At 69.1% G+C, this 24,233-nt stretch carries 20 protein-coding genes; 8 read left to right on the top strand and 12 right to left on the bottom strand.

Annotation, left to right across the window (positions count from 1 at the left end):
- Positions 1-2: 2 nt before the first annotated feature.
- Genes EGK63_RS09800 through EGK63_RS09750 form a run of 11 tightly spaced genes read right to left on the bottom strand, consistent with a single transcriptional unit; the run spans position 3 to position 9,424 of the window.
- The gene (locus tag EGK63_RS09800) at positions 3-377 is read right to left on the bottom strand and encodes a hypothetical protein (protein ID WP_003166007.1); all 375 of its coding nucleotides are present in this window, start codon (positions 375-377) and stop codon (positions 3-5) included.
- Position 378: 1 nt separating this feature from the next.
- Positions 379-924 carry a chemotaxis protein CheD gene (locus tag EGK63_RS09795; protein WP_003166008.1) on the bottom strand — a complete coding sequence of 182 codons (546 nt, stop codon included), beginning with the start codon at positions 922-924 and terminating at the stop codon, positions 379-381.
- The gene (locus tag EGK63_RS09790) at positions 921-1,310 is read right to left on the bottom strand and encodes a response regulator (protein ID WP_003166009.1); all 390 of its coding nucleotides are present in this window, start codon (positions 1,308-1,310) and stop codon (positions 921-923) included. The genes EGK63_RS09795 and EGK63_RS09790 overlap by 4 nt, the downstream gene beginning before the upstream one ends.
- An 8-nt stretch (positions 1,311-1,318) precedes the next feature.
- A complete protein-coding gene (locus EGK63_RS09785) occupies positions 1,319-2,356 on the bottom strand; it encodes a chemotaxis response regulator protein-glutamate methylesterase (RefSeq protein ID WP_125901165.1) in 1,038 nt (345 codons plus the stop codon).
- Entirely contained in the window at positions 2,353-3,219 is an 867-nt protein-coding gene (locus tag EGK63_RS09780) for a protein-glutamate O-methyltransferase CheR (protein WP_125901163.1), read from the bottom strand. Before EGK63_RS09780 ends, EGK63_RS09785 begins: the two co-directional genes overlap by 4 nt.
- The gene (locus EGK63_RS09775; RefSeq protein ID WP_371412957.1) at positions 3,216-3,677 is read right to left on the bottom strand and encodes a chemotaxis protein CheW; all 462 of its coding nucleotides are present in this window, start codon (positions 3,675-3,677) and stop codon (positions 3,216-3,218) included. Before EGK63_RS09775 ends, EGK63_RS09780 begins: the two co-directional genes overlap by 4 nt.
- A 28-nt stretch (positions 3,678-3,705) precedes the next feature.
- Entirely contained in the window at positions 3,706-6,018 is a 2,313-nt protein-coding gene (locus EGK63_RS09770; RefSeq protein WP_125901159.1) for a chemotaxis protein CheA, read from the bottom strand.
- Between the two features lie 12 nt (positions 6,019-6,030).
- Positions 6,031-6,396 (bottom strand): response regulator, encoded by a 366-nt coding sequence (locus EGK63_RS09765; protein ID WP_040346123.1) that lies wholly within the window; start codon positions 6,394-6,396, stop codon positions 6,031-6,033.
- Positions 6,393-6,674: an STAS domain-containing protein gene (locus tag EGK63_RS09760; protein WP_125901157.1), complete on the bottom strand. Its 282-nt coding sequence runs from the start codon at positions 6,672-6,674 to the stop codon at positions 6,393-6,395. Before EGK63_RS09760 ends, EGK63_RS09765 begins: the two co-directional genes overlap by 4 nt.
- The gene (locus EGK63_RS09755) at positions 6,674-8,668 is read right to left on the bottom strand and encodes a methyl-accepting chemotaxis protein (protein ID WP_125901155.1); all 1,995 of its coding nucleotides are present in this window, start codon (positions 8,666-8,668) and stop codon (positions 6,674-6,676) included. The genes EGK63_RS09760 and EGK63_RS09755 overlap by 1 nt, the downstream gene beginning before the upstream one ends.
- Positions 8,669-8,716: 48 nt before the next feature.
- Positions 8,717-9,424 carry a TorF family putative porin gene (locus EGK63_RS09750; RefSeq protein WP_125901153.1) on the bottom strand — a complete coding sequence of 236 codons (708 nt, stop codon included), beginning with the start codon at positions 9,422-9,424 and terminating at the stop codon, positions 8,717-8,719.
- 294 nt (positions 9,425-9,718) lie between these two features.
- Between EGK63_RS09750 and EGK63_RS09745 the strand changes: the two genes are divergently transcribed.
- The 5 genes from EGK63_RS09745 (at position 9,719) to EGK63_RS09725 (ending at position 18,720) form a co-directional block, all read left to right on the top strand.
- Positions 9,719-11,101, top strand: a complete 1,383-nt coding sequence (locus EGK63_RS09745) for a nitrogen regulation protein NR(II) (protein WP_243637635.1) — start codon at positions 9,719-9,721, stop codon at positions 11,099-11,101.
- Positions 11,098-11,700: a response regulator transcription factor gene (locus EGK63_RS09740; RefSeq protein ID WP_125901149.1), complete on the top strand. Its 603-nt coding sequence runs from the start codon at positions 11,098-11,100 to the stop codon at positions 11,698-11,700. The genes EGK63_RS09745 and EGK63_RS09740 overlap by 4 nt, the downstream gene beginning before the upstream one ends.
- Positions 11,701-11,776: 76 nt before the next feature.
- Positions 11,777-13,222, top strand: a complete 1,446-nt coding sequence (locus tag EGK63_RS09735) for an NAD-dependent succinate-semialdehyde dehydrogenase (protein ID WP_125901148.1) — start codon at positions 11,777-11,779, stop codon at positions 13,220-13,222.
- Between the two features lie 177 nt (positions 13,223-13,399).
- Positions 13,400-15,055 carry an MFS transporter gene (locus tag EGK63_RS09730; protein ID WP_371412956.1) on the top strand — a complete coding sequence of 552 codons (1,656 nt, stop codon included), beginning with the start codon at positions 13,400-13,402 and terminating at the stop codon, positions 15,053-15,055.
- A 290-nt stretch (positions 15,056-15,345) separates the two neighbouring features.
- Complete coding sequence (locus EGK63_RS09725; protein ID WP_125901144.1) at positions 15,346-18,720, top strand: PAS-domain containing protein; 3,375 nt, start codon at positions 15,346-15,348, stop codon at positions 18,718-18,720.
- Positions 18,721-18,783: 63 nt separating this feature from the next.
- On the opposite strand, the gene EGK63_RS09720 is transcribed toward EGK63_RS09725, so the two are convergent.
- Complete coding sequence (locus EGK63_RS09720) at positions 18,784-19,398, bottom strand: response regulator transcription factor (protein ID WP_125901142.1); 615 nt, start codon at positions 19,396-19,398, stop codon at positions 18,784-18,786.
- A 182-nt stretch (positions 19,399-19,580) separates the two neighbouring features.
- Here EGK63_RS09720 and EGK63_RS09715 point away from each other — a divergent pair, with 182 nt between their 5' ends.
- The 3 genes from EGK63_RS09715 (at position 19,581) to EGK63_RS09705 (ending at position 24,230) form a co-directional block, all read left to right on the top strand.
- Complete coding sequence (locus tag EGK63_RS09715; RefSeq protein WP_125901140.1) at positions 19,581-20,930, top strand: DcaP family trimeric outer membrane transporter; 1,350 nt, start codon at positions 19,581-19,583, stop codon at positions 20,928-20,930.
- Between the two features lie 32 nt (positions 20,931-20,962).
- Positions 20,963-22,900: an acetate--CoA ligase gene (acs, locus tag EGK63_RS09710; protein ID WP_125901138.1), complete on the top strand. Its 1,938-nt coding sequence runs from the start codon at positions 20,963-20,965 to the stop codon at positions 22,898-22,900.
- Positions 22,901-23,171: 271 nt separating this feature from the next.
- Positions 23,172-24,230, top strand: coding sequence for a CaiB/BaiF CoA-transferase family protein (locus tag EGK63_RS09705; protein ID WP_125901136.1), 1,059 nt, complete (start codon positions 23,172-23,174; stop codon positions 24,228-24,230).
- The last annotated feature ends 3 nt before the right edge of the window (positions 24,231-24,233 follow it).

Below are 24,233 nucleotides of genomic sequence, written 5' to 3'. Positions count from 1 at the left end.
ATTCAGAACAGGTGCAGCACGCCCGCCGTCGCGACGGGCTCGGTGTCGTCAGCGTCTGCGATCGGGGCCGCGCCGGGCCGGGCGCGGTGCGCCGTCTCCTGCATCCGCTCGGCCATCTCGGCCAGGGGCAGGGCGGCCAGGGCGGTGTCCATCGGCTGATCGTCGGCCACGGCCTGGGCCAGGCCCGACAGGGCCTCGATGCGCTGGGACAGGACATCGAAACTCTGGCTGCGCGTCAGATAGCCCAGCCGCGCCTCGGCCGGCAGTTGGCGCAGCACTTCGGACACCAGGCCGCCCGCCGCCTCGATCTCGGCGCGGATATCCGCCAGTTCCGCAGCCATGGCGGCCAGCAAGTCGCGGTTGTCGTTCTCGCCCATGTCAGAAGAGCTCCAGATCGCCGGTCGCGACGGACGGCGGCGGCGGCGTCGCGGGCGGCAGGATCGCGCCGTCCGTCACCACGCGCTGACGCGCCCGACCGCTGACCGGCCAATAGTGAATGCGGCGCCCGCCCGCGCCTCTCAGACTACGGCTGACGACGGGGATGCCCTCGTCGGCCAGGAATTTCTCGGCGAAGTCGGCGTTGGCGGCGCCCACGTCGCTGAGGCTGTCGAACATGCGGCCGCCGCCGAACAGCTTGGCCTCCAGCCGGTCGCGTCGCCCGCCCGCCTTCAGCACGTCGTTGATCAGCACTTCCATCAGATAGGCGCCGTAGCGGCGACTGGCGTCCGTTCCCGATCCCGCCCCTTCGGGCAGCAGAAAGTGGTTCATGCCCCCCACCCCGGCCGCCGGATCACGCAGGCACAGGGCCACGCAGCTGCCCAGAACCGTCGTCAGCACGACGTCGGGATCGGACGACACGCAGTGATCGCCCTGCCCCACATGCACGCGCCGCTCCACCGGCTCCTGAGCGGCCGCGCCGATCACGTCAGCGTGCCGAAGACCGCTTCCAGCTTCTCTTTCAGCTGGGCGGTGGTGAAGGGTTTGACCAGGTAGTTGTTCACGCCGAACTGCACGGCGCGCTGAACCAGTTCGCGATCGGCCCGGCCGGTCAGCATGATGAAGGCCGTCTTGGAGATCGGCGGGTGCGCCCGGATGGCCCGTAGCAGGCTGAGCCCGTCCAGATTCGGCATGTTGAAGTCCGAGATCACCAGATGGACCGGCTGCACCAGCAAGGAGCGCAGGGCCGCCTCGCCGTCGGGCGCCTCTTCGATGTCGCGCACCCCGATCTGCTGCAGACTGGCGCGGACAAGTGAGCGCATCGTCAGCTGATCGTCGACGACAAGGGTGCGAATGGCGGAAGCGGCGGGCATGAACGTCCTTACGCGACAGACTGGGGCGCGCCCGAACGGGCGGCGCAGGATTCGAGGATGGCCGGGGCCATGCGGGACAGCGGCAGCTGGCGCTCGACGGCGCCCAGCTCGAAGGCGGCGCGGGGCATGCCGTAGACGACGCAGGACGCCTCGTCCTGGCCCAGGGTGCGGGCGCCGGCCTGACGCATGGCCAGCAGGCCCTTGGCCCCGTCCTTGCCCATGCCGGTCAGGATGACGCCCGTGATCGGGCGGCCCAGTTGGGCGACCGAACCGAACAGGACGTCGACCGAGGGGCGGTGGCCGTTGACCGGATCGGCGGCGACCAGGCGGCAACGCCCGCCCGACACGGCCAGATGGGTCTCGCCGCCCGGCGCGATATAGACATGGCCCGGCTTCAGCGGCGCGCCGTCCTCGGCCTCGCTGACCGTGGCGGCCGAGACCTTGTTCAGGCGGGCGGCGAAGCTCCTGGTGAAGCTGGCGGGCATATGTTGGGTGATGACCGTCGCCGGACAGTCCGCCGGGAAGGCCGACAGTATGGTCAGCAGGGCCTCGACCCCGCCGGTGGACGAGCCGATCGCCAGCACATGATTGGGGTCGGCGTGATAGACGCCCTCGTGCCCCCGGATCGCGCGATCCTCCAGCGGGCGAACACGAGACCGCGCGGCGACCTTCACCTTCTCGGCCAGGTCGGCGAAGGCCTCGGCGGCGGGCACGCCCGGCGCGGGCTTGGCCACGGCGTCGACGGCGCCGACCTCCAGCGCGGCCAGGGTCACGTCCGTCCCCGCCTGGGTCAGGGTCGAGACCATGACCACCGGCATGGGCCGCAGCCGCATGATCTTCTCGAGGAACTCCAGCCCGTTCATATTGGGCATCTCGACGTCCAGGGTGATGACGTCGGGGTTCAACTCCTTGATCTTCGTGCGCGCCTCCAGCGGATCGGCGGCCGTACCGACCACGTTGATCTCCGAATCGCGGCGCAGGACGGCGCTGATCAGGCTGCGCATGGTGGCGCTGTCGTCCACCACCAGGACCGAGACCGCGCTCATGCCCCCGCGCCCTTGACGTAGGTGGTCAGTCCGGCCGGCTGCAGCTGTTGCGCCGCCGGGCCCGTCACCCGTTCCGAGTGGCCGATGTAGAGGACGCCGCCGGGGTTCAGGATCGGCGTGAAGCGGCCCCAGACCCGCTCCTGGGTCGCGTCGTCGAAATAGATGACCACGTTGCGGCAGAAGATGACGTCGAAGCGGCCGCGCATCGGCCAGTCGCCGATCAGGTTCAGCTCCTTGAACGCCACCAGACGGCGCAGCGTCGCATCGGCGCTGAAGCGGCCCGGCGCGCCCGCGATCGGCGTGAAATGCTTGCGCGACGCGGCCGGGACCGGGGCCAGCAGATCGTCGGAATAGACGCCCGCCGCGCCCTCGGCGACCATGTTGGGGTCGATGTCGGTGGCCAGGATGCGCACGTCCAGTTCCGCCGCTTCCGGCAGAACGTCCAGCACCGTCATCGCCATGGAATAGGGCTCCTGCCCGTTCGAGCAGGCGGCCGACCACAGGCGCACGCGCCCGCCCGCCCGCGCCTTGGCGGCCAGCTCGGGCATCACCTTGTCGCGCAGGTGATCGAAGTGGTGCGGCTCGCGGTAGAAGCGGGTGACGTTGGTGGTCAGGGCCGCCATCATCGCCTGGCGCTCGTCCACGCCCTCTACGCCGTCGATCAGGGCGCAGTAGTCGCGGAAGCTGCGCAGCCCCAGCACGCGCAGCCGCTTGGCCAGGCGCGAATAGACCAGCGCCGCCTTGCCTTCGCTGAGGGCGATCCCTGCGTGAGCGTGCAGGGTCTGGGCGATGTGACGGAAATCCTCGGCCGTGAAGACGAACTCGCCTTCAACCAGGGTTTCACGCCCGGCGAGGGTCGTCATGCCGCTGCAGCCTCGCTTTCCGGCAGGACGTGATCCAAGTCGATCAGGCTGATCATACGGCCGCCCTCGACGGCGAAGATGCCCTTCACGAAGGACTTCACCTGTTCGCTGGCCACGTCCGGCGTCGGCTGGATGGCCGCGTCCGACAGCTGCACGATGTCCGACACCGCATCGACCAGCAGGCCGACCAGGCGCGAACCGACATGGGCCACCATGATGACGTGCCGCTCGGTCGGCTCGTTCGTGGCCAGGCCGAAACGCGCGCCCAGGTCGATGATCGGCAGCACCACGCCGCGCAGGTTGATGACGCCCTTCATATAGGCGGGCGAGCGCGGCAGGGGCGTGGCCGGCGTCCAGCCGCGGATCTCGCGCACGCTCATGATGTCGACGCAGAATTCCTGCTCGCCGATGCGGAAGGCGATCAGTTCGCGGTCGGTCCCGGCGACATTGGGGGTCAGGGTCTGGTGTTCAGTCGGGGTCATGGTCTCAGCTCGCCATTTGCAGGTCGGAACGCGACGGGGTTCGGGAACGCTTGGCGGTCACAAGGGCGTCGATGTCGAGGATCAGGGCCACGCGGCCGTCGCCCAGAATGGTGGCGGCGGCTACGCCCTCGACGTGGCGGTAATGGGTTTCCAGGCTCTTGATGACGACCTGGCGCTGGCCGTGGATGGCGTCGACCAGCAGGGCCGCGCGCTGGCGGCTTTCGGTCTCGACGATCATCACCACCCCGCCCTTCAGCTCGGTCGGGGCGTCGCGGAAGCCCATGACCAGGCCGACGTCCACCAGCGGCACGAAGGCCTCGCGGAAGCGCAGCACGGGATCGACGCCGCCGACGTAGTGAATGTCGGCCTCGTTCGGGGTCAGGCTCTCGACGATGGCGGCGAGCGGCGCGACCAGGGTCTGATCGGCGGCGCCGACCACCATGCCGTCCAGCACCGCCAGCGTCAGCGGCAGGCTGAGGGTGAAGGTCGAGCCCTTGCCCGGATTGGAGGTGATGGAGATGCGCCCGCCTAGCGACTGGATCGAGCGGCGCACCACGTCCATGCCGACGCCCCGGCCCGACAGGTCCGACACCTCGGTCGCGGTCGAGAAGCCCGGCAGGAAGATCAGGTTGTCGATCTCGTCGTCCGACAGAACCGCATCCTCGGCGATCAGGCCGCGCTCGACGGCGATGCCCTTCACGCGCGGACGGTTGATGCCCTTGCCGTCGTCGGAGATCTCGATGACGATCCGGCCCGAACGGTGCAGGGCCGCCAGACGCACCGTCCCCTCTTCCGGCTTGCCGGCCGCCAGACGGTCCGCCGGGCTTTCCAGCCCGTGGTCGATGGCGTTGCGCAGCATGTGGGTGATCGGCTCGGCCAGGCGTTCGACCACGGTCTTGTCGACCTCGGTGTCCTCGCCGGACGTGACCAGCTTCACCTTCTTGCCCGTGGCCTCGGCCGCCTCGCGCACCAGGCGCGGCATCCGCTGGAACACCGACTTCACCGGCTGGGCGCGGATGGCCATGACGCTGTCCTGGATCTCGCGCGTCAGCAGTTCGAGGTCTTCCAGACCCAGGCCGATGTCGGATGAACGGGCCAGGCCGCTTTCGGTCACGCGCTGGGCCAGCATGGCCTGCTGGATGACCAGTTCGCCGACCGCATTGATCAGGCGATCCACCCGCTCTAGATCGACGCGGATGGTCACGGGCGCCGCAGCGGCGGGGGCCGTCGCCTGCACAGGCGCCGGAGCGGCCGGCGCGGGCGCAGGCTTGACCGGAGACGGCGCGACCGGCGCGGCGGGCGGAGGGGTCACGGGCGCGACGGCGACAGGCGCGGGCGCCTCCGTCGGCGCGGCGCCGACCGAGGCCAGCAGGGCGGCGATGTCCAGTTCCGGCGCGGCCGCGCGGGCCAGGGCCGAGGCGTCGCTGCCGTCCTCGTCGGCCACGGCGGCGGGCGCGGCCTCGACCGGCGTCGCATCGCCCAACGGCGTGACGCTGAGGTCGCAGTCCATCTCCACGAAGTCGAAGACCTCGCGCACCTCGGCCTCGCTGACGTCGGCGTCCAGTTCGATGGTCCAGATCAGATGGCTGTCGGTCGGCTCCAGCGCGTCCAGCAACGGCAGGCCGCTGTCGTCCATCTGCACCCGCGTCGGACCCAGACGGCCCAGTTCACGCAGCAGCAGACCCGTCTCATTGGCGCTGGCGTAGAGTCGCGGATGCGGACGGAAGACGACCTTCCACCCCTGCGATGCGCTCGGCGTCGTCAGATCGGGCAGCGGCGCCAGGGCGGACAGGTCGGGCAAGGGCGGCAGGTCGGGAAGGTCCGGCAGGCCCGCCGGAGCCTCGAACGCCCCAAGGTCCATAGCCACCGGGGTGAAGCCGAAATCGTCCTCTTCCGGCTCGACCGCCGCGACCGGCGCGGCCCCGCCATAGGTCAGGGCTTCCAGTTCAGCGACCAGACCGACCGAGCGCACGGGATCGACGGGCGCGCCCGCGCCGCGCGCGGCGGCGACGTGGTCGGCCAGCACGTCCGCGGCGCGCAGCAGGGTCTTCACCGTCGGCTCGTCGCACGGCTTGCGGCCCGAGCGCAGCTCGTCCATCAGCGTCTCGAAGACGTGGGCGAACCGCACCAGGTCTTCCAGCCCGAAGGCCCCCGCCCCGCCCTTCACCGAGTGAACGGCGCGGAAGACGGCGTTGATGACCTCAATGTCCGTCGATCCGGCCTCCAGCGTCAGCAGATTGCCTTCCAGATCGGCGAGCAGCTCCTCGCATTCCTGGAAGAAGGTCGCCTTGATCGCCTCGAACGGATCGTCGCTCATCGTCTCAGATCCTCAGGCCGCCACGCGGCGCACGGCGTCGACCAGACGCACGGGGTCGAACGGCTTGACGATCCAGCCGGTGGCCCCGGCCTCGCGGGCGCGCTGCTTCTTGGCGGCGTCGCTCTCGGTCGTCAGGACCAGCACGGGGACGGCGCTGAACGCCGGGTCGGCCCGCATGCCCTCGATGAAGCCGAAACCGTCCATGCGCGGCATGTTGATGTCGGTGATGACGATGTCCGGGTTCTCGGCCTGAAGCACCTCCAGACCGTGGACGCCGTCCTCGGCCTGGACCACGCGATAGCCGGCGTCCTTGAGCGCCAGCATCAGCATGTCGCGCATGGTGCGTGAATCATCGACGGTCAGAACGGTCTTGGTCATTGGGGGGCGTCCTGTGCGGAGAGATCGGAGGGCGAAGCGCCGAAGGCGCTCCATTGGGTCGTCAGCGCCTCGGACGCATTGACGAAGGTCAAAGCCTGGCCGTCGGCGCGCCAGGTGCGGATCGCCGACAACAGCAGCTGCAGGCACAGCCCGCCCAGCCGCTCGACGGCCGAGCCGTCCAGCGTCAGGGCCTGACCGCGCGCCGCCACAAGCTCGCCCTTCAGCGGCTCGGCCGCGCGCAGGTCCAGAACCGGGGCCAGAACGACCGTGGCCGTCATCAGAACTCCTCCCAGCCGTCTTCGATGGCTTCAGGTTTCAGGGCGGCGCCGCCGCGTCCCATCGTCTTCAGGGCGGCGACCGTTTCGGACACCGGCCGAGCGGCGCGGGGCGTCTGCTCGGCAGGGGTTGCAGGGGCGGCGGCGACAGGAGCGACGGGGGCCTTCGGCGCGACGGGCCTGGGGGCCGCCGCAGGACGCGACGGCGCCGCCTGGATCACCTTGAAGTGCGCCACCGAGGCGGCCAACACGTCGGCTTCCTGAGACAGGGAGTGGCTGGCGGCGGTCGATTCCTCGACCATCGCAGCATTCTGTTGCGTGACCTGATCCATCTGGTTCACGGCCGCATTGACCTGTTGCAGGCCGGTCGCCTGCTCCTGGGCCGAGGCCGAGATTTCCGACATCAGACCATCGATCTCGGCCACCCCGGCGACGATGCGTCCCAGCGCCTCGCCGGTCTGGCCGACCAGGGCCACGCCCTGCTCCACCTGACGGCCGGACGCCGTGATCAGAGCCTTGATCTCCTTGGCCGCGCCGGCCGAACGCTGGGCCAGGGCCCGCACTTCCGAAGCCACCACGGCGAAGCCGCGACCGGCGTCGCCCGCGCGCGCCGCCTCGACGCCCGCGTTCAGCGCCAGCAGGTTGGTCTGGAAGGCGATCTCGTCGATCACCCCGATGATGGCGCCGATCTGGTCGGACGACTGTTCGATGGCGGTCATGGCGGCGACGGCGTCGCTGACCACCGCGCCCGAGGCTTCCGCCTCGCCGCGCGCCTGCTGCACCACGCCGGCGGCCTGGCGGGCGCCGTCGGCGGTGCGGTTCACCGTGGCCGTGATCTGGTCCAGGGCGGCGGCGGTCTCTTCCAGGCTGGCGGCCTGCTGCTCGGTGCGGCGCGACAGGTCGTCGGAGGCCTGGCTGATCTCGCTCGAGCCCGAACGGATCGCCGCGACATTGGCCGTCACGGCGGCGATGGCCTTCTCCAGCTGGGCGATGGCGGCGTTGAAATCGGCCTTCAGCTGCGCCGCCTTGGGGGCGAAGGCGACGTCGATGCGATGGGTCAGATCGCCGTTGGCCATGGCGCCCAAACCCTGGGCCAGGGCGGTGATGGCCACCTTGTCGTCTTCAGCCTCGCGGGCCTTCTCGGCTTCGACGCGGGCGCGCTCGTCCTCGGCAGCCTGACGCTGGGCGACGGCTTCGGCCTCCAGGCGGTCCTTGGCGATGGCGGCGTCCTTGAAGGTCTGGACGGCGGCGGCCATCTGGCCGACCTCGTCCTTGCGGCCGGCGGCCGGCACGGCCACCGAGGTGTCGCCCGACGCCAGGCGGCGCATGGCCGCCGTCATCGCCGTCAGCGGCTTGGCCAGGATATTGGTCAGCATCACGGCCATGCCGGCCGCCAGCGCCAGCGCCAGCACCAGGCCGCCGATCAGCACCATGCGGGCCGTCTTGGCGACCGACACCTGGGTCTCGGCATAGATGCGGCTTTCCTGGACCTTCTTCTCGATCAGGCCGTTCAGGGCGCTTTCGGCCGGGTCGATGAATTTGTCAGCCTCGCCGTTGCGGCCGACCATGGCGATGGCCTGCATCCAGCCGGCCTGATCCGCGACCAGGGCCTGGCCGCGCTGGACCACCTGCTTGTTCCACTCATCCGCGGCGGTCCGAGCCGCGCGCACCTGCGCGGCGCTGGCGCGGTCCAGCTGCGTCACGCGATCGAGGCTCTTGTTGAAGCTCTGCCGGTGCTCTTCCAGCCGTTGCAGATAATAGGGGTCGCGCGACACCAGGAAGCCGCGATAGCTGGCCTCCTGCCGCGCCAGATAGAATTGCGCCGCCTCGGCCTCGCGCTGGACGACGCCCGCGCGCGCTCGGTCCGCCCGCGCCGCATCCAGGGCGTTAATCTGCAAAAACACCGTCAGCCCCATGGCGACGATGGCCAGGATGACGACCGCAAAGGCCGCCATCAGTTTCTTTTCGATCTTAAGGTCGCTCAGCATGGCGTCCATCTAACTCACCCCCGTGAAGATTCTCTTGAGAGCCGAACCGGCTTTCGATCAGAAGTTGAAGCTGAGCGCCCCCACCAGGCGCCCGTCGTAGTTGTCGCCAAGTGCATGGCTGTCGGTGTCGTACCAGCGCGCGTCGATGGCCCATCGCTCGCTCAGGTTGTGCTTCACGCCCAGATTCCAGGCGTTGTAGTCCGCCCCGCCGTCCGCCGATCGCACGCCGAAGGCGGCCGACGCCTTGGTGCGCGGCCCCAGGGCCGTCGACGCCTGGGCCTCGACCCACCAGGCCTTCTTGGTCGCGGCGAAACCGTCGGGCGTGTAGTTGATCCGCAGCCGCCCGGAGACGCGCCCGAACTTGCGGGCGGCGTCAGCCTGATATTCCCAATAGTTGGCGTCGACGCCCGAGCGCGTGCCCGGCAGGTCGCGGTTCACGACGGACAGATCGAAGGCCACGCCCGCCGCCTTGGGCCGCCAGCCCAGCGCCGTCACGATCTCGGCGTCGGAGCCTTGAGACAGCTTGGCCGTCGAGGCGAAGACGCTGCCGTAGAAGTCGCCGTAGGACGCCTCAAGGCTGGCGTTCAGGCTGGGATCGCCGGCGCTCTTGCCCAGGCCCTTGCCGACGTATTCGCTGGCGAGGCCCAGCTGGCCGCTGATGGATTGAGCCTGCACCGGCGTCGCGGCGCAGACCACGGCGATCAGCGTCGCCGTACAAAGCCCGCGTGCGCCGTTCTGGCGGGGGGCTGAAATTTGAAAGGACATTCGGACCTCTTGAACGTGAAGCCTTCTTGCCGCAGACATCCGTATGCAATCGTAAACTGAACCGTACGTAGAAATCCGCATTCCGCGGCCGAAACGCCGCAAGTCTATGCAGAACTCTTCTCGCAAGATGATCTACGATCACCTTGCAGGCGGCTTTCAGCAACAAAGTTAATAAAAACATATATACCGACGTTATATAGAGAAACGTCGCTTTCTGTGATCTCATTCTCCATTGGAGACGATTGCTACTCCGACAGTGAATATTTAAAAGCGCGCCACGTCTTGATTCTGACGATGCCGTTGCGGAAGGTCTCGGCCCTGGTCTGGCGGGCGCGAGGAGGACTTTCGATTTATTCCGCATTGGACCGCCGCCACCCCGTCGCGTCCCGTCGCAAGCCCAGCGCCTCGGCGACGGCTCTGGCCTTCTCCGTGCTGACGATCGGCGCCCTGCTGTTCGCCTTCATCGCTCCCGCGACAGCGACGACGCGTCTCTCCCTTCTCTTCGCCGCAGCCTTCACCTTGTTGTCGATCGCCAGCCTGATCACGGCCTGGCGTCAGGACCGCGACATGGCCCGACAACTGGCGGCGAGAGACGCCATGCTGCACGCCGCCTTCCTGTCCACGCCCGCCCTGACCCTCAGCCGGGACGGCCTGGTGCAGAGGATGAACGGCGCGGCCGTAGCCCTGTTTGGCCTTCCGCGTGAGGCGGCGCGCGGCCGCGCCTTCTCTGACCTGACGCCCGAATTCGACATGACCGTCGTGATGCAGGCGGGTACGCAGGCCGGCCCGCTGGAAGCACGCCACGGCCACTGGACCGGACGCCGCTCCGACGGCTCGACCTTCCCTCTCAGCCTGCGCTTCGGTCTCATTCCCCATGCGCCAGGCGACGAACACGTCGCCCTGGCCCTGACCGATCTGACGCGTTCGCACGTCGCCGAGGCCCAGGCGCGCGAGCTGCACGCCCAGCTCAACAAGGTCTGGCGGCTGAACTCCCTGGGCGAGATGGCCGCCACCCTGGCGCATGAATTGAACCAGCCGCTCAGCGCCGCCACGACCTATATGCACGCCAGCCAGGCCGAGATGCTGAAGGCGGGCCCCGCGGCGGACAGCGCCCGGCGCCCGCTGGACCTCGCCAAGGGCCAGTTGCTGCGCGCGGGCAAGCTGATCCACCGGATGCGCGAACTGCTGACCATCGAAACCAGCGTGCTGGGACGCGAACGCGTGTCTTCCATGATCGAGGATCTGTCGCCCATCCTGCAGATGATCGGCCAGGACAAGCAGGTCGAGATCAGGCTTGACGCAGACCCTCAGGACGACGGGGTGCGCGCGGATCGCATCCAGTTCCAACAAGCCCTCGTCAATCTGGTGCGCAATGCGGTCGAGGCGGCGGCGGAACGCCCGGACAGCGGGGAAGTCAGCGTGACCGGCCGTGTTGAAGGCCCCGTCTATTGCATCACCGTCGAAGATAACGGCCCAGGCATCGCCGAGGCCGATGTTGAACGCATCTTTCAGCCCCTGACCACCACCAAGTCCGGCGGCATGGGCCTGGGCCTGTCGGTGACGCGGACCATTGTCGAACGCCACGGCGGCGCCCTGTCGGCGCGCCGCAGCCAGGCGATGGGCGGCGCAGCCTTCTCTTTCGCCCTGCGCCGACACGAGGAAGCGACCGCGTCATGAGCCGTTCCGTCTTCGTCATCGACGACGACCCCGCCGTGCGGGACTCCCTGCTGACCCTTTTGCGAGCGGACGGCGTCCGAGCGCGCGGTTTCGCCGGCGGGATCGACTTCTTCGCCGCCCTGCCCGAAGACGCCGCCGCCTGCGTCGTCACCGACGTGCGGATGCCGGGCATGGACGGAGCCGAGGTGGTGCGCCGCCTCATCGAACTGCGTGGAAACGCCTGGCCCGTCATCGTCATCACCGGCCATGCCGACGTGACCATGGCGGTGCAGATGATGAAGACCGGTATCGTCGACTTCATCGAAAAGCCCTTCGATCCCGAACGCCTGATCGAGGCGGTCCGCGCCTGCCTGAACCGGTTGGACGACCTGGACGTGCGCCAGCAGGCCCGTCAGTCGGCGCAGATGCGGCTGGGCCGCCTGACCCCGCGCGAGCGCCAGGTCTTCGACGCCCTGATCGCAGGCCTCTCCAACAACGAGATCGCGCTGAATCTGAAGATCAGCCCCCGCACGGTCGAGGTCTTCCGCGCCAAGGTCATGGCCAAGATGGAGGCCGACAGCCTGTCGGCCCTGGTCCGCATGGGGCTGATGCTCAGCTAGACGTTTCACCGCCTTGCAGCCGCGCCCGCTCCGGCGCGTTATGTCGGCTCCCCGACCGCGACCAAGGAGCCGCCCCATGTCCGACCCCGCCCGACTGCTGCGTCATCAGGCCTATATCGACGGCCGCTGGATCGACGCCGACGGCGGCGGGACGATCGAGGTGACCAACCCGGCCACGGGCGAGGTGCTGGCCACCGTCCCGGATATGGGCGCCCCTGAGACCCGCCGCGCCGTCGCCGCCGCCGAGGCCGCGATGAAGCCCTGGGCCGCGAAGACGGCGGGCGAGCGCGCCCGCATCCTGCGCCGCTGGTTCGACCTGATGATGAGCGAGCAGGACGCCCTGGGCCGCCTGCTGACCCGCGAACAGGGCAAGAGCCTGACCGAGGCCAGGGGCGAGATCGCCTACGCCGCCAGCTTCATCGAATGGTTCGCCGAAGAGGGCAAACGCACCTACGGCGAGGTCATTCCCACCTATGACGCCTCCAAGCGGCTGATGACGCTGCGCCAGCCGGTCGGGGTGGTGGGAGCCATCACGCCGTGGAACTTCCCCGCCGCCATGATCACCCGCAAGGTCGGCCCGGCCCTGGCCGCCGGCTGCGCCGTGGTGCTGAAGCCCGCCAGCCAGACCCCGCTATCGGCCCTGGCCCTGGCCGTTCTGGCGGAAGAGGCGGGCCTGCCGCCCGGCCTGTTCAACGTCGTCACCGGCTCGGCCTCGGCCATCGGCGGCGAGCTGACGTCCAACGAGACAGTCCGCAAGATCAGCTTCACCGGCTCGACCGAGATCGGCCGCCTGCTGATGGAGCAGTCGTCGCAGACCATCAAGAAGATGAGCCTCGAACTGGGCGGCAACGCCCCCTTCCTGGTCTTCGACGACGCCGACATCGACGCCGCCGTGGCGGGCGCCGTGGCCTCGAAATACCGCAACGCGGGCCAGACCTGCGTCTGCACCAACCGCTTCTATGTGCAGGCGGCGGTCCATGACGAATTCGTCGAGAAACTGACCAAGGCCAGCCAGGCGCTCAAGGTCGGAAACGGCCTGGACGACGGCGTCCAGATCGGCCCCTTGATCGACGAAAAGGCGGTGAAGAAGGTCGAAGAACACGTCGCCGACGCCCTCGCCAAGGGCGCAAGCCTGCTGACCGGCGGCGCCCGCCATGAGCTGGGCATGACCTTCTTCCAGCCGACCGTTCTGGCGGGCGTGACCCAGGACATGCAGATGTGCCGCGAAGAGACGTTCGGTCCCGTCTCCGGCGTCGTTCGCTTCGAGACGGAAGAAGAAGGGATCGCCCTGGCCAACGACACCATCTTCGGCTTGGCGGGCTATTTCTACGCCCGCGACCTGAGCCGCGTCTGGCGCGTGGCCGAAGCGCTGGAGACCGGCATGATCGGCGTCAACACCGGCCTGATCTCCACCGAGGTCGCGCCGTTTGGCGGGATCAAGCAGTCGGGACTAGGCCGCGAAGGCTCCAGCCACGGCATCGAGGATTATCTGGAGATCAAATACCTCTGCATGGGGATTTAGTCCCTCTCCCGATGGGAGAGGGAAGCATGATTATTCGACCAAGGTCGCTCTGCGCAAACCACCGTTCCTGCTGTCACTCTCCCTTCCGACGTCCGGCGCAAAGCACGCCGGGCGCGAGGGAAACGCGCCGCGCATCGCGGCCGCACAGGAAGGGAACTGCCCATGACCGACCGCACCATGGGTGCGGCGGACGGCGGCGAGCACACGGTCGACAAGAACGACCGGCTGGTGATTCTCGCCTCCTCCGTCGGCACCGTCATCGAATGGTACGACTTCTATCTTTACGGCTCGCTGGCCGCGATCATCTCCGCCCAGTTCTTCTCGGGCGTGAACGAGACCACCGGCTTCATCTTCGCCCTGATGGCCTTCGCCGCAGGCTTCGCCGTGCGCCCGTTCGGGGCCATCGTCTTCGGCCGCATGGGCGATCTTTGGGGACGCAAGAACACCTTCCTGGTGACCATGCTGCTGATGGGCATTTCGACCTTCGTGGTCGGCCTGTTGCCGCCCTATGCGGCCATCGGCATCGCCGCGCCGATCATCCTGGTGCTGATGCGCCTGATCCAGGGGTTGGCGCTGGGCGGTGAATACGGCGGCGCCGCCACCTACGTCGCCGAGCACGCCCCGCACGGCAAGCGCGGCTTCTACACCTCCTTCATCCAGATCACCGCCACCGTGGGCCTGCTGCTCAGCCTGATGGTGATCCTGGGCGTGCGCTTCGCCGTGGGCGAGGAAGCCTTCGTCGAGTGGGGCTGGCGCATTCCCTTCCTGGTCTCGATCCTGCTGCTGGGCGTGTCCCTGTGGATCCGTCTGAAGCTGTCGGAAAGCCCGGCGTTCAAGCGCATGAAGGCCGAAGGCAAGGGCTCGACCACGCCCCTGAAGGACAGCTTCATGAAGTGGCCGAACCTGAAGCTGGTGCTGATCGCCCTGTTCGGCCTGGCGGCCGGTCAGGCCGTGGTCTGGTACACCGGCCAGTTCTACGCCCTGTTCTTCCTCGAAAAGACGTTGAAGGTCGATCCGGCCCTGGCCAACATCCTGATCGCCGCCGCCCTGGCGCTGGCGACGCCCTTCTTCATCTTCTTCGGCTGGCTGTCGGACAAGATCGGGCGCAAGCCGATCATCCTGGTCGGCTGCCTGCTGGCCGCCCTGACCTACTTCCCGCTGTTCAACGCCCTGACCGGCGCCGCCAACCCGCGCCTGGCCGCCGCCGTGGCGGAGTCGCCGGTGACCGTCTACGCCGATCCGGCCGACTGCCACTTCCAGTTCGACCCGGTGGGCAAGACCGTCTTCAACAGCTCGTGCGACATCGCCAAGACCCATCTGGCCAAGGCGGGCGTCACCTATGTCAACGAAGCCGCTCCGGTCGGAACCGTGGCCCAGGTCCGCATCGGCGATCAGGTGGTCGACAGCTTCAACGGCAAGGTCATGCCCAAGGCCGACTTCGACGCCCAGAAGAAGACCTGGGACGCCGGCCTGACCGCCGCCCTGACCCAGGCCGGCTATCCGGCCAAGGCGGACAGCGCCCTGGTCAACAAGCCCATGGTGATCGGCATTCTGTTCCTGCTGGTCCTCTATGTGACCATGGTCTACGGCCCGATCGCCGCCGCCCTGGTCGAGATGTTTCCGACCAAGGTGCGCTACACCTCCATGTCGCTGCCCTATCACATCGGCAACGGCTGGTTCGGCGGCTTCCTGCCGACCACGGCCTTCGCCATGGTCGCCGCCACGGGCAACATCTACTACGGCCTGTGGTATCCGATCGTGATCGCGGTGCTGACCCTGATCGTCGGCGTCCTCTTCGTGAAGGAAGGCAAGGACGTGGATATCCACGACTAAGGCGCGACGCCCTTCCTTCTCCCCTTGTGGGAGAAGTTGGGCGCCGAAGGCGCTCGGATGAGGGGTGGCGACGCCGCGCATGAGTTTCATCAGACACAGCTGAGCGCCAGAGCGGACGTCGAAGCGCAGACACCCCTCATCCGTCTCGCTCCGCGAGCCACCTTCTCCCACAGGGGGAGAAGGGTTCGCCGGGGCTTTAAACTTTCGCCAACCTGCGGGCGGTCCGGCTTCGGCCTGGCCGCCCTCTTTTTCACTTGCCCGCGTGAGCGCGCCCGGCCCAGATGACGCCCATGTTCAGCCTCGCCACCCTGGCCCTGACGGCCTTCTACATGGCCGCCCTGTTCGGTATCGCCTGGTGGTACGAGCGGCCGCAGATCAAGGCGCGGCGCGGCATGCTGGGGCCGTCGCTCTACGCCCTGTCGCTGGCCATCTACTGCACCTCGTGGACCTATTACGGCGCCGTCGGCACGGCGGCGCGCGACGGGTGGGAGTATCTGCCCATCTACGTCGGGCCGATCCTGGGGCTGACCCTGCTGCTGCCGCTGTGGCGGCGCATCGCCTCGGCCGCCCGGCGCGAGAACGTCGGCTCGATGGCCGACTTCATCTCGTCGCGCTACGGCAAGAGCCCGGCGCTGGGCGCGGCGGTGGCGGGCGTCGCCATCCTGGGTTCGGTCCCCTACATCGCCCTTCAGCTCAAGTCGCTGTCGATGGCGGGCGAGATGATCACGGCGGGCACCCCCGTCGCCGGGTCCGAGAGCCTGACCGTCCTGGTCATGGCGGCGGTTCTGGCGGGGTTCGCCATCCTGTTCGGCGCGCGACGGCCCGACCTGACCGAGCACAACCGCGGCCTGATCCAGGCCATCGGCATCGAGTCCATCGTCAAGCTGGCCGCCCTGCTGGCCGTCGCCGTCTTCGCCGTCGTCCTGCTGGCCGCCTCGCCCTCGCGTCAGGCCGCAGCCGACAGCCTGGGCCAGTTGGGAACGTGGCCGCATATCGACGCCCGCTTCATGGCCATCACCCTGGTGGCGACCCTGGCCATCTTCTGCCTGCCGCGTCAGTTCCACGTCGCCTTCGTCGAGGGCGGCGATCCGGCCCAGGTGCGTCGGGCGCGCTGGATCTTCCCGCTGTATCTGATCCTTACCACCCTGGCGGTCCTGCCGCTGGTGGCGGCGGGCGGCCTGTTCCGGCCCGAGACGAACCCCGACCTGCTGGTGCTGGCTCTGCCGTTCGGCGCGGGGCAGAGCCTGCTGACCGCCGTGGTCTTCGTCGGCGGCTTCTCGGCCGCCACCGCCATGGTCATTGTCGAAGCCGTGGCCCTGTCGGCCATGGTGTCCAACAATCTGGTCCTGCCGCTGATGGGGGCGGGACGGCGGGGCGGCGCGGCCCAGCCGGACATGGCGCGGACTCTGCTGAACATCCGCCGCCTGGCCATCGTCGGCCTGCTGCTGCTGGCCTGGCTCTATTATCTGGCGATGGACCGCTCCAGCGGTCTGGCGGCCATCGGCCTCGTGTCCTTCGCCGCCCTGGCCCAGTTGGCGCCGTCGCTGTTCGGGGCGGTGCTGTGGCGCGGCGGGCGGGCCAGCGGGGCGCTGGCGGGACTGGCGGCGGGGATGGCGGTCTGGGCCGTCATGCTGGCCGCGCCGCAGCTGGCGCCCGGCTTCGGCCTGAACGTCCCCGCCATGCTGGGACTGGAAGACCCGTTCGCGGCGGGGGTCTTCCTCAGCCTGACGCTGAACCTCGGCGTCTTCGTCCTGGTGTCGCGCGCGCGGCCGCCGCGCCTGATCGACCGGGTCCAGGCCCGCGCCTTCGTCGACCGGCTCGGCCCCGACTGGCTGGAGGGGCGCGGCGGCTCGGCCGGGGCCTCGGTCGGCGACCTGCGCGCCCTGGTCGCCCGCTTCATCGGCGACGAGCGGGCCGAGCGCGCCTTCGCCGCCTGGGCGCGCGAAACCGACGTCAGGCTGAAGGACGCCGACCCGGCCGACGCCGCCCTGGCCCGCGCCGCCGAGCGGATGCTGGCGGGCGCCGTGGGCGCCGCCGCCGCCCGCCGCGTCCTGGCCGCCGCCCTGGCCGCCGGAGGCCGCGCGCCCGAGGACGTGGTGCGGATGCTCGACGAGGCGTCGCAGGCCGTTCAGTTCAACCGCGACCTGCTGCAGACCACGCTGGACAACATCGACCAGGGCGTCAGCGTCGTCGACGAAGACCTGCGCCTGACCGCCTGGAACCGCCGCTACGTCGAGATGTTCGACCTGCCCGCCGGCTTCGTCCACGTCGGCCTGCCCATCGCCGCCGTCTATCGCCTGAACGCCGAGCGCGGCGAGGCGGGCGTACCGGATCACGAGATCGACGCCTGGGTCGAACGGCGGCTGGAGGCCCTGGCCCGCCGCATCCCCCACGACCACGAGCGCGAACAGCCCGACGGCCGCATTCTGCGTTCCTCCGGGGCGCCCATCCCCGGCGGCGGCTACGCCACCAGCTACACCGACATCACCGCCCTGCGCCGCGCCGCACGCGAACTGGAGGAAGCCAATGAGCGGCTGGAGGCCCGCGTCGCCGACCGCACCGAACGGCTGGAAGAGGCCCGCCGCGCGGCCGAGGACGCCACCGCCTCCAAGACCCGCTTTCTGGCCGCCGCCAGCCATGACCTGCTGCAGCCGCTGCACGCCGCGCGCCTGTTCATCGCCGCCCTGCGGGAAGACGCCGACCTGGCCGGATCGCCCGCGCGCGGCCTGGCGACCAACGCCGACCGCGCCATCGACAGCGCCCACCGCCTGCTGACCGCCCTGCTGAACCTGTCCAAGCTGGAGGCGGGCGGGGTCCAGCCCGCCGTGGCGCCGCTGGCCTTGGGCGGTCTGTTCGACGAACTGGCGCGCGAGTTCGCCCCCCTGGCCCGCGCCAAGGGGCTGACCTTGAAGGTGGCGCCGTCGGCTCTGTGGATCGCCTCGGACCGCGACCTGCTGCGCTCCATGCTGCAGAATCTGGTCGCCAACGCCATCCGCTACACCGACCGGGGGCGAGTGCTGATCGGCGCCCGGCGCGACGGCGAGCGGGTGCAGATCCTGGTCAGCGACACGGGGCGCGGCATCGCCGAGGCCGACCGTCAGGCCGTCTTCGGCGAGTTCGTCCGCCTGCCCGGCGCCCCGGTGGACGAGCCGGGCGCGGGTCTTGGCCTGGCTATCGTGCAGAAGCTGTCGGACCTGCTGGGCCATCCCCTGTCGCTGGCCTCGCGCGTCGGGCGCGGCACGACCTTCCGCGTCGCCGTGCCGCGCGCGGCCGCCCGCTCCGAGCCGGAGATCATGTCCGACGACCGCCGCCTGCCGCTGGCGGGCCTGCGGGTGCTGTGCGTGGACAACGAGCCCGCCATCCTGGACGCCCTGACGGCCCTGCTGGACCGCTGGGGCGCGCAGGCCGTGACGGCGCGCTCGGTCGCGGATGCGCGCGCGGCGGTCGGCCCCTTCGACGCGGCTCTGGTCGACCTGCACCTGGGCGATGACGAGCCGGACGGTCTGGCCGCCGTGGACTGGCTGCGCGCGCGCGGGGTCAGGCGGATCGCCCTCGTCACCGCCGACACCCGCGACGGACTGAAGGAGAAGGCGACGGCTGCGGGCGCCGTTCTGCTGCCCAAGCCGGTCAAACCGGCGGCGCTGAAGGCCTTCCTCCGCAGCTGACCCTTCTCCCCTTGTGGGAGAAGGGAGATGATGCGCTATCGTCTTCGGCTGCTGGAGCGCCCGCTAAATATCCAGCGACTGGGCCAGGATCACCGCCTGGGTCCGATTCTGGACGCCCAGCTTGCGGAAGACGCTGGTCAGGTGCGCCTTGATGGTGGCCTCGGTGACGCCCAGGTCGAAGGCGATCTGCTTGTTCAGCCGCCCGACCTTCAACCCCTCCAGAATGCGCAGCTGCGACGGCGTCAGGCTGGCGATGCGGGCCTGAAGATCCGCTTCTTCCTCGCCCGCCGCCTCGACCTCGGGCGCCCAGGTGTCGCCTTCGAGGATGACCCGGATGGCCTCGACCATGGTCGGCAGGGCCGCCGACTTGGGAATGAAGCCCGCCGCCCCCAGCGACAGGGCGCGGCGGATGGTCGGCGCCTCCTCGCTGGCCGAGACGACGGCGACCGGAACCGCCGGATGATCGGCGCGGATCAGGGTCAACCCCGTCATGCCGTCCACGTCCGACAGCTTCAGGTCCAGCAGCAGCAAATCGACCGGCGCCGCGCCCAGGGCGGTCTGCGCCTCGGCCAGGCTGGCGCATTCGACGATCTGGGCGCCTTCAGACGCCTTTTCGACAGCCGACTTCAGCGCCGCCCGAAACAGGGGGTGGTCGTCGGCGACGACGATGCGATCCATGAGTGTCCTTCCCACGCGCGGTTCTTGTTTCGTCGGCCGCGTCGCGACGACACCATGCCGCGCCTCGACTTTGGTCGAAACTAGACGAATGGCTAATGGCCGCAAACCCGGAGCGCGCGGAATGCTGCCGTCCTGAGGCCTGCGACAGACGGGTCCGGAACAACGGTCTGGGAGGACCACGCATGGGAAGCTGCCGTTTGTTCGGCGGCGTGGCTGCGGCCGCGCTGCTGCTCGCGCCCGGCGCCGCACTGGCTCAAGACGCCAGCGCCGCACTGGAAGCCCGTATCGCCCAGCTCGAAGCCGAGCTGAACAGCCTGAAATCCGAAGTCGTCGCCGCTCGAACGCAGCAGGCGTCGCAGGCGCAGGACATCATCCGCCTGGAGACGCGGCCGGCGCCTGCGCCGACGCCGGTCTCCGCCCCGGCGGCGCCTTCGGACGGCTTCCGCATCGGCGACCACACGGTGAAGTTCGGCGGCTTCATCAAGGTCGACGCCATGGCGTCCAGCTATTCCGGCGGCGACCCGGCCAACGGCGACGCCCTGCGGGACTACCACCTGCCCGGCTCCATCCCGGTCGGCGGTGCGGACGAGGACGTCGCCACCGACTTCAACGCCCGCCAGACCCGCTTCTGGCTGACCACCGACGGCGTCGTGTCCGGACACAAGATCGGCACGCGGCTGGAGATGGACTTCCAGACCCTGCCCGGCTCGGGCGACCAGCGCACGACCAGCGGCTCGAACCCCGCCCTGCGCCGCGCCTTCGTCACCATCGACAACTGGCTGATCGGTCAGGAGTGGACCAACTTCCAGAACACCGCCGTCCTGCCGGAATCGGCGGACTTCGTCGGCGCGGCCGAGGGCACGGTCTTCGCCCGTCAGGCCCAGGTCCGCTACACGCGCGGCCCCTTCTCCATCGCGCTGGAGAACCCCGAGACCACCATCACCCCCTTCGGCGGCGGCGCCCGCATCGTGGCCGACGACAACAGCCTGCCCGACCTGACCGCCCGCTATGCGCTGAGCCGCCCGTGGGGCGACGTTCAGCTATCCGGCCTGGTGCGCCAGCTGAAGTATCAGAGCCCGGCGACCAACATCGATTCCACCGCCACCGGCTGGGGCCTGTCGGCCTCGGCCAAGTTCAAGGTCGGGGCGCAGGACGACATTCGCCTGATGCTGACGGGCGGCGAAGGCATCGGCCGCTATGTCGGGCTGAACTTCTCCAACGACGCGGTGCTGGACGCCTCGGGCGATCTGGAGGCCATCGGCGTGGTCGCGGGCTTCGCCGCCTATCGCCACGTCTGGGCGCCCGGCTGGCGCTCCAGCCTGATCTGGTCGACGCAGAAGGTGGACAACGACACGGCCCTGACCGGCACAGGCGTCAACCGCTCGGCCCAGAGCCTTCACGCCAATCTGATCTGGTCTCCGGTCACGGCGTTTGATGTCGGCGCCGAGGTGATGTTCGCTGATCGCAAACTGGAGTCAGGACTGGACGGCGACATGACCCGTCTGATCCTGTTCGCCAAATACGGCTTCTAAGGCCGACGAAAAAAGACCCTGGAGGAAATCGCGTGTCTGATCCGGAAATCTATCCCGTTCCCGCCGAACTGGCCGCCCGCGCCCACATGGACCGCGCAGGCTATGAAGCGGCCCGGATGCAGGCGCGCGAGACCCCCGAGGCCTTCTGGGCCGAACAGGCCGAACGTCTCGACTGGATGACCTTCCCGACCAAGATCAAGGACGTCTCCTTCAACAAGGTCGACTTCCGCATCCGCTGGTTCGAGGACGGGGTGCTGAACGCCTCGGTCAACTGCATCGACCGCCACCTGCCCGCCCGCAAAGACGAGGTCGCCATCCTGTGGGAAGGCGACGAGCCGACCGACAGCGAAACCGTCACCTTCGGCCAGCTTCACGAACGCGTCTGCCGCCTGGCGAACGTGCTGAAGGCCAACGGCGTCCAGAAGGGCGACCGCGTCACCATCTATCTGCCGATGATCCCGGAAGCCGCCTACGCCATGCTGGCCTGCGCCCGCATCGGCGCCGTGCATTCAGTCATCTTCGGCGGCTTCTCGCCCGACAGCATCGCCGGACGGATCGAGGACTGCGAATCCACCTTCGTCATCACCGCCGACGAGGGCTGCCGCGCCGGCAAGCGCGTGCCGCTGAAGGCCAATGTCGACAAGGCGCTGGAGAAGGTCGCGGGCGTGAAGACCGTCGTCGTCCTGCGCCATACCGGCGCCGACGTGCCCTTCGTCGCCGGCCGCGACCTGGACTGGGGCGTCGAGGCGGACAAGGCCTCGCCCGACTGCGCGCCCGAGCCGATGAACGCCGAAGACCCGCTGTTCATCCTCTACACCTCGGGCTCGACCGGAAAACCCAAGGGCGTGCTGCACACCACCGGCGGCTATCTGTTCTGGGCCAGCTATACGCATGAGCTGGTGTTCGACTATCGCCCCGGCGAGGTCTTCTGGTGCACCGCCGACGTGGGCTGGGTCACGGGCCACACCTATGTGGTCTACGGCGCCCTGGCCAATGCGGCGACCAGTCTGATGTTCGAGGGCGTGCCCAACTATCCGAGCGTCAGCCGTTTCTGGGAGGTGGTGGACAAGCATCAGGTCAACATCTTCTACACCGCCCCCACGGCCCTGCGCGCCCTGATGCGCGAGGGCGACGCCCCGGTGAAGGCGTCCAGCCGCAAGTCGCTGCGCCTGCTGGGCACCGTCGGCGAGCCGATCAACCCCGAGGCCTGGCGCTGGTATCATGAGGTGGTCGGCGAGAGCCGCCTGCCCATCGTCGACACCTGGTGGCAGACCGAGACGGGCGGAGCCCTGATCTCGCCCCTGCCCGGCGCCACGGACCTGAAGCCCGGCTCGGCTACGAAGCCTCTGCCCGGCGTCGAGCTTGAAATCGTGGACGCCGAGGGCGGCGTGCTGAACGGCGCGACCGAGGGCAATCTGTGCATCACCGACAGCTGGCCGGGCCAGATGCGGACGGTCTATGGCGACGACCAGCGCTTCTTCGACACCTATTTCTCGACCTATCCGGGCAAGTATTTCACCGGCGACGGCTGCCGCCGCGATGCGGACGGCTACTACTGGATCACCGGCCGGGTCGATGACGTCATCAACGTCTCGGGCCACCGCATGGGCACGGCCGAGGTCGAGAGCGCCCTGGTCCTGCACGACGACGTGGCCGAGGCCGCCGTCGTCGGCTTCCCCCACGACATCAAGGGCCAGGGCATCTACGCCTATGTCACCCTGAACAAGGGGGTCGAGGCCAGCGAAGACCTGCGCAAGGCCTTGGTCGCCCAGGTCCGCGAGGAGATCGGCCCCATCGCCGCCCCCGACGTGATCCAGTGGGCGCCGGGCCTGCCCAAGACCCGCTCGGGCAAGATCATGCGACGTATCCTGCGCAAGATCGCCGAGAACGAACTGGGCGCCCTGGGCGACACCTCGACGCTGGCCGATCCATCGGTGGTGGACGATCTGGTGAAGAACCGGGCGGCCTAGACATCCAAATCCGCTCCGCTTCTTCCTTCCGTCATTCTCGGGCTTGTCCCGAGAATCCATAAACGCGCCCCTGCGAGATCGAGGCTCAACGCCTTGTCCGGCCGGCGTCGAGGTTATGGATCCCCGGCACAAGGCCGGGGATGACGGCAGAGGGAGAAAGAGATGGCTCCCTGCCTATCCAGGGGGCATCAGGATTAAAGCTCTCCCCGAAGAGGCGGTCCCGCACAGCGCAAGCTGGACGGGGCCGCCCGCCTCGGCTTCAGTGGCGGGCATGAGCGGAACTCTCGACGGCCTGACCATCATCGAAATCGGCGGCATCGGCCCCGCCCCCTTCTGCGGCATGATGCTGGCCGATCACGGGGCGGAGGTGGTGCTGGTCCACCGTCCCGGCGCCGCGCCCGACCTGCGCGATCCCCTGAACCGCAGCCGCGCCCGTCTGGTCGAGGCCGACCTGAAGACGCCCGAAGGCGCCGCCCTGATCCGCGATCTGGCCGGCGCCGCCGACGGCCTGATCGAGGGCTTTCGGCCCGGCGTGATGGAGCGTCTCGGTCTCGGCCCCGATGCGCTGCTGGCCGACAATCCGCGCCTCGTCTACGGCCGCATGACCGGCTGGGGTCAGGACGGGCCGCTGGCCCCGGCGCCGGGCCACGACATCGACTACATCGCCGTCTCGGGCGCGCTGCACGCCTTCGGCCGGGCGGGCCAGAAGCCGACCCCGCCGATCAACATGGTCGGCGACTTCGGCGGCGGGGGCATGCTGCTGGCCTTCGGCATGGTCGCCGGTCTGCTGAAGGCCCAGCGCACCGGACGCGGCGACGTGATCGACTGCGCCATGACCGACGGCTCATCCCTGCTGATGAGCATGATCTGGGGCTTCCGCCAGAATCTGCCCGCGCCCCTGCCGCCCAGCCTGGCGTGGCGCGACGAGCGCGGCGTCAACCTGCTCGACACCGGCGCGCCGTTTTACGAGGTCTATGAGACGTCGGACGGCAAATACGTCGCCGTCGGCGCCATCGAACCGGCCTTCTACATCGCCCTGATGCGGCTGACGGGGCTGGGCGGCGATCCCGACTTCGCCATGCCCTTCGACCCGGCCCAATGGCCCATGCTGAAGGACAAGCTGGCCGCCGTCTTCCGCACCCGCACCCGCGACGACTGGTGCAATGATCCCGACGCCCAAGCCGCCTGCGTCGCCCCCGTCCTGTCCATGACCGAGGCGCCCGACCACCCGCACAACCGCGCCCGCGACGCCTTCGTCACCGCGCAGGGCGTGGTGCAGCCCGCCCCCGCGCCGAGGTTCCGGGACAGCCCGGCGAAGCGGCCCTCATAAGTC

It is taken from the genome of Brevundimonas sp. 357, from assembly GCF_003938605.1.
Classification (GTDB): domain Bacteria; phylum Pseudomonadota; class Alphaproteobacteria; order Caulobacterales; family Caulobacteraceae; genus Brevundimonas.
This window is presented reverse-complemented; position numbering and strand designations above follow the sequence as displayed.

Excerpts from the sequence above, each read along its gene's own strand:
- EGK63_RS09725 (WP_125901144.1), top strand. The coding sequence starts at position 15,346 with ATGTTCAGCCTCGCCACCCTGGCCCTGACGGCCTTCTACATGGCCGCC.
- EGK63_RS09785 (WP_125901165.1), bottom strand. The coding sequence starts at position 2,356 with ATGAGCGCGGTCTCGGTCCTGGTGGTGGACGACAGCGCCACCATGCGC.
- EGK63_RS09780 (WP_125901163.1), bottom strand. The coding sequence starts at position 3,219 with ATGACGACCCTCGCCGGGCGTGAAACCCTGGTTGAAGGCGAGTTCGTC.
- EGK63_RS09750 (WP_125901153.1), bottom strand. The coding sequence starts at position 9,424 with ATGTCCTTTCAAATTTCAGCCCCCCGCCAGAACGGCGCACGCGGGCTT.
- EGK63_RS09755 (WP_125901155.1), bottom strand. The coding sequence starts at position 8,668 with ATGGACGCCATGCTGAGCGACCTTAAGATCGAAAAGAAACTGATGGCG.
- EGK63_RS09705 (WP_125901136.1), top strand. The coding sequence starts at position 23,172 with ATGAGCGGAACTCTCGACGGCCTGACCATCATCGAAATCGGCGGCATC.
- EGK63_RS09760 (WP_125901157.1), bottom strand. The coding sequence starts at position 6,674 with ATGACGGCCACGGTCGTTCTGGCCCCGGTTCTGGACCTGCGCGCGGCC.
- EGK63_RS09740 (WP_125901149.1), top strand. The coding sequence starts at position 11,098 with ATGAGCCGTTCCGTCTTCGTCATCGACGACGACCCCGCCGTGCGGGAC.
- EGK63_RS09770 (WP_125901159.1), bottom strand. The coding sequence starts at position 6,018 with ATGAGCGACGATCCGTTCGAGGCGATCAAGGCGACCTTCTTCCAGGAA.
- EGK63_RS09790 (WP_003166009.1), bottom strand. The coding sequence starts at position 1,310 with ATGCCCGCCGCTTCCGCCATTCGCACCCTTGTCGTCGACGATCAGCTG.
- EGK63_RS09715 (WP_125901140.1), top strand. The coding sequence starts at position 19,581 with ATGGGAAGCTGCCGTTTGTTCGGCGGCGTGGCTGCGGCCGCGCTGCTG.
- EGK63_RS09730 (WP_371412956.1), top strand. The coding sequence starts at position 13,400 with ATGGGTGCGGCGGACGGCGGCGAGCACACGGTCGACAAGAACGACCGG.
- EGK63_RS09765 (WP_040346123.1), bottom strand. The coding sequence starts at position 6,396 with ATGACCAAGACCGTTCTGACCGTCGATGATTCACGCACCATGCGCGAC.
- EGK63_RS09800 (WP_003166007.1), bottom strand. The coding sequence starts at position 377 with ATGGGCGAGAACGACAACCGCGACTTGCTGGCCGCCATGGCTGCGGAA.
- EGK63_RS09735 (WP_125901148.1), top strand. The coding sequence starts at position 11,777 with ATGTCCGACCCCGCCCGACTGCTGCGTCATCAGGCCTATATCGACGGC.
- EGK63_RS09745 (WP_243637635.1), top strand. The coding sequence starts at position 9,719 with ATGCCGTTGCGGAAGGTCTCGGCCCTGGTCTGGCGGGCGCGAGGAGGA.
- EGK63_RS09720 (WP_125901142.1), bottom strand. The coding sequence starts at position 19,398 with ATGGATCGCATCGTCGTCGCCGACGACCACCCCCTGTTTCGGGCGGCG.